The sequence below is a fragment of the Bradyrhizobium sp. Crot121 genome (genome assembly GCF_059512385.1).
In genome coordinates this window covers 1-6,390 of record NZ_JCAMOR010000163.1, presented here as the reverse complement: position 1 = coordinate 6,390, position 6,390 = coordinate 1, and the positions used below count along the sequence as shown (strand labels likewise).

Below are 6,390 nucleotides of genomic sequence, written 5' to 3'. Positions count from 1 at the left end.
CGCACGAAATTACTTCGCTGTCGTCGCTATCGCCGCAACTCTGCTCTGGCTAAGATAACTGTCCACGCGACCTAGGCCACCATCATTCCGTTTCACGTAACAAAGCTGCTGACATGACGCTGTCAGCAGCCAGCGACTACGCTGCGGGCCGCGGGAGGCGATGGATGGCTTATAGGCTGCACTGCGTCGGCGCTTCGGGCAATTCGTTCAAAGTCGCATTATTTCTTAATTGTGCGGGGCTCGACTGGGAGCCGATCGGTGTCGATTTCGCTGGCGGCCAGACTCGTGACCCTGCTTGGCGTACCGCAATGAACGGAATGGGTGAAGTTCCGGTTCTCGAGTTTGACGGTAGACGGATGAGCCAGTCGGGGGCGATCCTAACATGGCTCGCGGAGACTCACGGCATGTTCTGCCCTGTTGGCGCGGAGGAAAAGTTTGAGACCTTGCGCTGGCTGCTGTTCGACAACCACAAATTTACGGGCAACTTTGCAGCGCACCGGATTCTCCAGTCAATGATGCCGGAGCCCGCGCATCCAACTGTGCTTGCCTATATGAGATCGAGGGTCGAAGGCGCTTTCTCGATCGTTGACAAACATCTTACTAATCGCGGCTTCATGCTGGGCGACCGCCCGACTATTGTGGATTTTTCTTTGGCTGGATACGTATACTATCCCACAGAGGAGACTGGCTTCGATATTGCTGCGGCGTTTCCCGCACTCAACAAATGGCGCGAGCGCGTGGCGTCGTTACCAGGGTGGAAGCTGCCGTATGAACTGATGCCGGTGGGCAACTCGCTGCCCGTGCGGCTCTGAGCGATCGATGGATCATGCAGCCGCTAATGTGGCACCTCGCACTTTCCAATTCCAAGGCAGCAGTTCGTTGATGCGCTTGGCGGGATGATCCGGTAGGCGCGCCAGCACGTCGGCAAGCCAAGCCTGCGGGTCGACGTCATTGAGCTTGGCGGTGGCGATGAGGGTGTAGATGGCAGCCGCACGCCGGCCGCCCTCGTCGGACCCAGCGAAGGTCCAATTTTTTCGTCCCACGGCGACAGCCCGTAGCTCACGCTCGGCAGCATTGTTCGACATGCAAAGCCGTCCGTCATCAAGGAAGCGGCTAAATGCATCCCAGCGGCTGAGGCAGTAATTGATCGCCTTGGTCGTGTCGTTGTTCCTCGAGAGCTTGGCGCGCTGCTCGCGCAACCACGCCTCCAGCTCGACGATCAGTGGGCGGCTACGCTCCTGGCGCACACGCAGGCGCTCCTTCGTAGCAAGACCGTTGATCTCGCGCTCGATGGCGAACAGGACATCGATGCGCTTGACCGCCTCGGCCGCGATCGGCGCCTTGGTGAGCCGTGCCAGATCAAAGAACTTGCGTCTGCCGTGGGCCCAGCACGCGGCCTCGATGATCGGACCGCCCTTGCGATTGGCCTCGTAGAGCCTCCCAAAGCCGGCGTAGGCGTCAGCCTGCATCAGTCCGGCATAGCCCGCCAGATGCTCCTCCGGATGCGCACCGCCACGATCGGGCGAGTAGAAGAACACAGCCGCTGGCGGATCTGGGCCGCCAAACGGGCGATCGTCGCGCACGTAGGTCCAGAGCCGGCCGGTCCGGGTCTTGCCCTTGGCCAGGACCGGCACCGTGGTGTCATCCGCGTGGATGCGCTCGGCTGCGAAGACGAGGCTCCGGATTGCGTCGACCAAAGGCATCAGGGTTGCCGCGGCGGCACCTACCCAGTCCGCGAGCGTCGATACGTCGAGGTCGATGCCTTCACGCTGGTAGACGTCGCTCTGACGATTGAGCGGCAGATGCAGGCCGTACTTGGCAAACAGAACATGAGCCAGCAGCTGGGGCCCTGCACGCCCGCGCGCAATCGGATGCGAGGGAGCCGGCGGCTGGGTGATTGCTTCGCAGGCCCGGCAGACGAGCTTCTCGCGCACGTGCTGGATCACCTTCCACTGGCGCGGAACGAGCTCCAGCGTCTCGGTCACGTCCTCGCCAATCTTGCGCAATCGGCTGTCGCCGCAGCATGGGTAGGTGGCAGGCACCGGATAGACAATGCGCTCCCGCGGCAAATGCTCCGGCAGCGGCCGGCGGGCTGGCTTGCGGCGCTCGAACGATGGCACCGCGATCTTCTCGGCTGCCATCTGTGCCGCGGTCTCGGCTTGCGCGGCGTTCTCCTCCAGATCGGCGAGCTGTAGCTCGAGCTGGTCCAGCAATGCACCTTGCTCGGAGGACTGTCCGAACTGCTCATGCCGCAGCTTCTTGATCGTGAGCTTGAGCTTCTCGATCAGCAACGTCCCCGCCTGTGCTTCCGCCTCCGCGGCCAACCGGGCCGCCCGCTCGGCGCGCAGCATCGCCTGCAGCGTGGTCACATCGTCGGGAAGAGAATCATCAGCGCCCATCGCCGACCAGAGAATCACAAGACGTGATCTCTGTCCGAACCGCTGATCCTGCCACCGATTCAAATCCCAGCGATCAGCCAGCCGCCTGCGGTCGCCAGGTATGTTGCGGCAGCCGCCAGTCGATGCCTTCCAGCAGGTAGCCAAGCTGGGCTGGGGTGATTGTCACCACGCCATCAGTCGACGACGGCCACAGGAAGCGGCCGCGCTCCAGCCGCTTGGCATAAAGCGACATGCCCAGTCCATCGTGCCAAAGGATCTTGATCAGCTTGCCGCTTTTGCCACGGAACACATAGAGGTCGCCGCCGTGCGGGTCTCGCGTGAATGCTTCCTGCACCAGCAAGGCCAGCGAGTTCATGCCGCGACGCATATCGGTGTGGCCGGTCGCAATCCACACCCGTACGCCCGACGCAATCGGGATCACCGTAGGCGTCCATCTGCCAGCGCCGCCACGGCGGCCTTCAGCGTCGCCGCGTCGACCGTACCCGTGATCCGCATCCGAGCCCCGGCCGCAAACTCGATCTCGATCGACCCGCCGCTGCTGGCCGGCGCGACCGGACCAGGCGTCGGCCCTGATTCCGCGACCACCATCGCCGGTACGAAGCCAGGTTGGGCGACATCCTTCGGCTCAGGCCGAAACGACCGCCGCCATCGCAGCAGCAATGAGCGCGAAACGCCATACCGCCGCGCCGTTGCCGCGACCTGGCGCGGCGCCTGTAAGCTCTCCAGGACGATCTTGAACTTCTCGTCCTCGGACCAGCGCCCCGCCGGCCCGTGTCCACCACCTCAAGCCGTTCGACTTGGGCACTGCGCCTATCACTGTCCATAAGGACAGTTCTCAACAACACACCTCATTCGGCAAGGCGGCCTTCACCGGACGGATACACGAAATCCTAGGAGACGTACGATGCACATGATTGATTGGACTGAATATCGCGCGCAAATCTTCTTAGGCGTCAACGCCGTCGGAAAACTCAGCCCCGACACGGTGAACGGCTATGTGCAGCTCGGTGCCGCGAATGCCAAGACCGGCAAGTTGGACGCCAAGATGCGGGAACTCATTAGCCTGGCTGTATCGATCACTCTTCGATGCGATGGCTGTATCACCGTCCATACCGCCGCGGCCCAAAAAGCCGGCGCGACGAAAGGGGAGATCGCGGAGGTACTGGGCATCGCCATCTCAGTAAATGCTGCCGCCGCGCTCGTTTACACCACTCGCGCCTTCGACGCCTATGAGGCTCTTGTGGAGCAGGAAGCCGAAAAGGTTCGATGAGCGAAGAGACGCAAATGATCGTCGTCGACTATCTGGACAATGGAAAACGCCACGAGCCATTTCAACGCCTCCGGACTACTTCACTGGCGTTCGATGACGTGCTGGAAGGCCTGCGATTGGCTATTGAAGCCGCGGACATCCTCGTGTTGCACGAGATTGACGCTCAGGCTGTGGTTCAACGTAGCAACTATCAGATCGGACCGACAAGGCAGATCCTATTCTTCCATCCGCGCTTCATGGCTCGACTTCTAGCGGCGGATCCGTCCGCGCTGCTCGAGGTGCCTCTGAAGTTCTCGGTGATCGCCGGATCAGGGGGCCAAGTATTCGTGCGGTGGCAGGATCCAGAGTGCCACTTCGCGCGATACCAGAACGCGGAGCTGTCGCAGCTTGGGCGCGAACTCAGCGCTACCTGCGAGCGAATAGCCGGAGCGGTGAGCTGATCGCTGGAGGGGCCTACGAAGGCGTGTCCGCTTCCTTATAGAAGCGGTCGTCGTCGCCCGGGTCGGAAAGTTTCGATCGCTTTATCTGCTTCTGGCCCATTTGCGACCTGCCGGTCCGGCCGAATGTCCGGTCCACCTGAAAACCGTCCGCGTCGACGGGACACGGGAATTTTCGACCAGGTCGCGCAACCCGAGACTCAGGACTGTTTTGGACGATTTATAGGGCACAAAAAAAGGCCGCGACCCCTTATTGGAGTCGCGGCCAAAGTCATTCCTGGAAGTAGCGATTACTATTTCGCTTGAAGCTTTGCCGGTGCGCGCCGCGTACGGGTGAGGTCGGCACCAGGTTGGTCAGAACCACGTCGATCGTGAGGTGGTTCGGAATGACCGAATTGGACGCTTCCAGTGCGTTCCGGTTATGGCAGCAAGTGCGCCATTACAGGCGTAACCATTCCCTTCACCTTCGAAATGCTGCGGTAGCGAAGCCCGCCGAGATTACGAGCTTAGCGGTTTCGGTCCACGCGAGTCCGCGGGGTCAAATGGCCGCCCACCACCGCTCTATGGCCTCGGAATGGTCTGGCAATGAAGAAGGAGACGATGCACCGTGTCGTATGATTTTCTTCTGGTATCGTGGGGTACTTCCGGCAATCTCAATCCGCTGCTGACCGCCGGTCGCCAGTTGCGGCAGTGCGGACATCACGTCAGGGTGATGGCGGATCCGGCGATGCGTGACGAAGTCTTGGCCGCTGACTTTGACTTTGCCACCTGGCGCCGTGCGCCGACCGGACGAGCAGCGGACCCCGCGGACGTCTCCGGCTTGCGCGATGCGTTTCGCCGCATCATGGCGGATCCAGCGCACGACTATGCGGCTGACATAAAGGAAGAAATAAGCAGAGCTGCAACAGATGCCGTGCTCAGCATTGATTTGTTGCTTGGCGCAGTGCTCGGCGCAGAAGCCGCAGGCGTGCCCATCGCCCTGCTCTCGCCGCATGTCAGCCTTCGGCCGCTGGCCGGGGTGCCGCCCGCCGCCAGCGGCCTCGCGGCGCCGAAGACGGCGCAGCAGCGAACTGACGTCGACGCCGCCGCTCAGGAGATGGTGGCGCTTTTCGACAGCTTCCTGCCGAGCTTCAACGCCGTCTGTGCGCGGATGGGCGTGCCAGGCGTTTCCCATGTGCTCGACCTGTTCGACAGGGCGGCGCGCGTGTTGCTCGCGATGAGCCGCGCATTCGATTTCCCGGCCGACTGGTTGCCAACCAATCTGCGCTATGTCGGCCCGCTGCTCGATCAGCCGAGTTGGTGCGGGTCGTGGCGCGCGCCGTGGTCGACGGATCGGCCGCGTGTGCTGATCGCCGGCAGCACCGGCGCTCAGGGACAGGGCGAACTGGTGCAGAAGATCATCCATGCGATGGGTCAGCTTGACGTCGAGGCCGTTGCGACTGCCGGTCCGAACCTGGACGTCAATAGCCTTGAGGCCCCGGACAATGTGCATTTGCTTCGAAGCGCACCGCACGATGCGGTGATGCAGGAGGTTTCGCTCGTCATCAGCCAGGGAGGTCACGGCACCGTCAACCGCGCGCTCCTTAACGGCGTTCCCCTCCTGGTGCTCCCGATGGGTCGCGATCAGGGCGACAATGCCATCCGCGTGGAGGCCAAGGGCGCCGGCCTACGGCTGCCGCCGACTGCTTCGGTAGAGGAGATCGCTTCGGCAGCTGCGCAGCTGATCCTGAAGCCGCAATTTCGCCTAGCTGCGCGCCGGCTCGGTGACGCCATAGCAACTGACATCGGCACCGCCGGACTGGTCCAGGAGATGGAGGCTGTTGTCGCAATCCAGCCCCGCCATCGCGCAGCCTAAGCCCCCTTATCGCCTCCCGAAAACCGAGCGGCAGTGATCACCCATTGCGCATCAGCCCTGGCTCCTATGCCTTTAGTTGGCTGCTCGGACTTTTGTCCGCGCTGCCGACTTTTGGAATCGACATGATGCCGGCGACTGTGCAGCCCTTGGGCACCCCCACCTCCGACATCGGAAAAGCCGAGCAACATTAGCACGCGGGCGCTGTGTGGGGGGATATCATGCCCACGCCGCGCTCCCCGACTTCCGTGGCGGCCTCGAAGACGGTGCAAGGAACGCCCAGCTGATGCAGCAACAATGCCAGCGTCAGTCCGCCGATTCCTCCTCCCGCAATAAGAACGCGCCGATTGAGGAGTCCTAGGCTGTGTGGACTCTTGGGATTCTCAAATCAGACGGAACGTGATTCAAGGCTTTCTTTTAGGAGGAAGCCTT

8 protein-coding genes are annotated in these 6,390 nt (G+C 62.1%); 4 read left to right on the top strand and 4 right to left on the bottom strand.

Going from position 1 to position 6,390, the window contains the following annotated elements:
- The first annotated feature begins 164 nt into the window (after positions 1 to 164).
- Entirely contained in the window at positions 165 to 812 is a 648-nt protein-coding gene (locus tag AC5ZGW_RS45120) for a glutathione S-transferase family protein (RefSeq protein WP_130231818.1), read from the top strand.
- Between the two features lie 12 nt (positions 813 to 824).
- Here AC5ZGW_RS45120 and tnpC read toward each other — a convergent pair whose 3' ends face one another.
- The 3 genes from tnpC to tnpA all read right to left on the bottom strand — a co-directional run bounded on the left by tnpC (position 825) and on the right by tnpA (position 3,125).
- Positions 825 to 2,399, bottom strand: coding sequence for an IS66 family transposase (gene tnpC, locus AC5ZGW_RS45115; protein ID WP_130231820.1), 1,575 nt, complete (start codon positions 2,397 to 2,399; stop codon positions 825 to 827).
- Positions 2,400 to 2,472: 73 nt separating this feature from the next.
- Positions 2,473 to 2,820 (bottom strand): IS66 family insertion sequence element accessory protein TnpB, encoded by a 348-nt coding sequence (gene tnpB / locus AC5ZGW_RS45110; RefSeq protein ID WP_474419625.1) that lies wholly within the window; start codon positions 2,818 to 2,820, stop codon positions 2,473 to 2,475.
- Positions 2,817 to 3,125: an IS66-like element accessory protein TnpA gene (gene tnpA, locus AC5ZGW_RS45105; protein ID WP_456645019.1), complete on the bottom strand. Its 309-nt coding sequence runs from the start codon at positions 3,123 to 3,125 to the stop codon at positions 2,817 to 2,819. The genes tnpB and tnpA overlap by 4 nt, the downstream gene beginning before the upstream one ends.
- 178 nt (positions 3,126 to 3,303) lie before the next feature.
- Between tnpA and AC5ZGW_RS45100 the strand changes: the two genes are divergently transcribed.
- From AC5ZGW_RS45100 to AC5ZGW_RS45090, 3 genes are all read left to right on the top strand, one after another.
- Complete coding sequence (locus tag AC5ZGW_RS45100; protein WP_130231687.1) at positions 3,304 to 3,669, top strand: carboxymuconolactone decarboxylase family protein; 366 nt, start codon at positions 3,304 to 3,306, stop codon at positions 3,667 to 3,669.
- A gap of 14 nt (positions 3,670 to 3,683) precedes the next feature.
- Positions 3,684 to 4,109 carry a DUF302 domain-containing protein gene (locus AC5ZGW_RS45095; RefSeq protein WP_165435642.1) on the top strand — a complete coding sequence of 142 codons (426 nt, stop codon included), beginning with the start codon at positions 3,684 to 3,686 and terminating at the stop codon, positions 4,107 to 4,109.
- A 604-nt stretch (positions 4,110 to 4,713) separates the two neighbouring features.
- Positions 4,714 to 5,961: a glycosyltransferase gene (locus tag AC5ZGW_RS45090; RefSeq protein WP_130231683.1), complete on the top strand. Its 1,248-nt coding sequence runs from the start codon at positions 4,714 to 4,716 to the stop codon at positions 5,959 to 5,961.
- A gap of 187 nt (positions 5,962 to 6,148) precedes the next feature.
- On the opposite strand, the gene AC5ZGW_RS45085 is transcribed toward AC5ZGW_RS45090, so the two are convergent.
- Complete coding sequence (locus AC5ZGW_RS45085) at positions 6,149 to 6,253, bottom strand: hypothetical protein (protein ID WP_245475212.1); 105 nt, start codon at positions 6,251 to 6,253, stop codon at positions 6,149 to 6,151.
- Positions 6,254 to 6,390 lie beyond the last annotated feature (137 nt).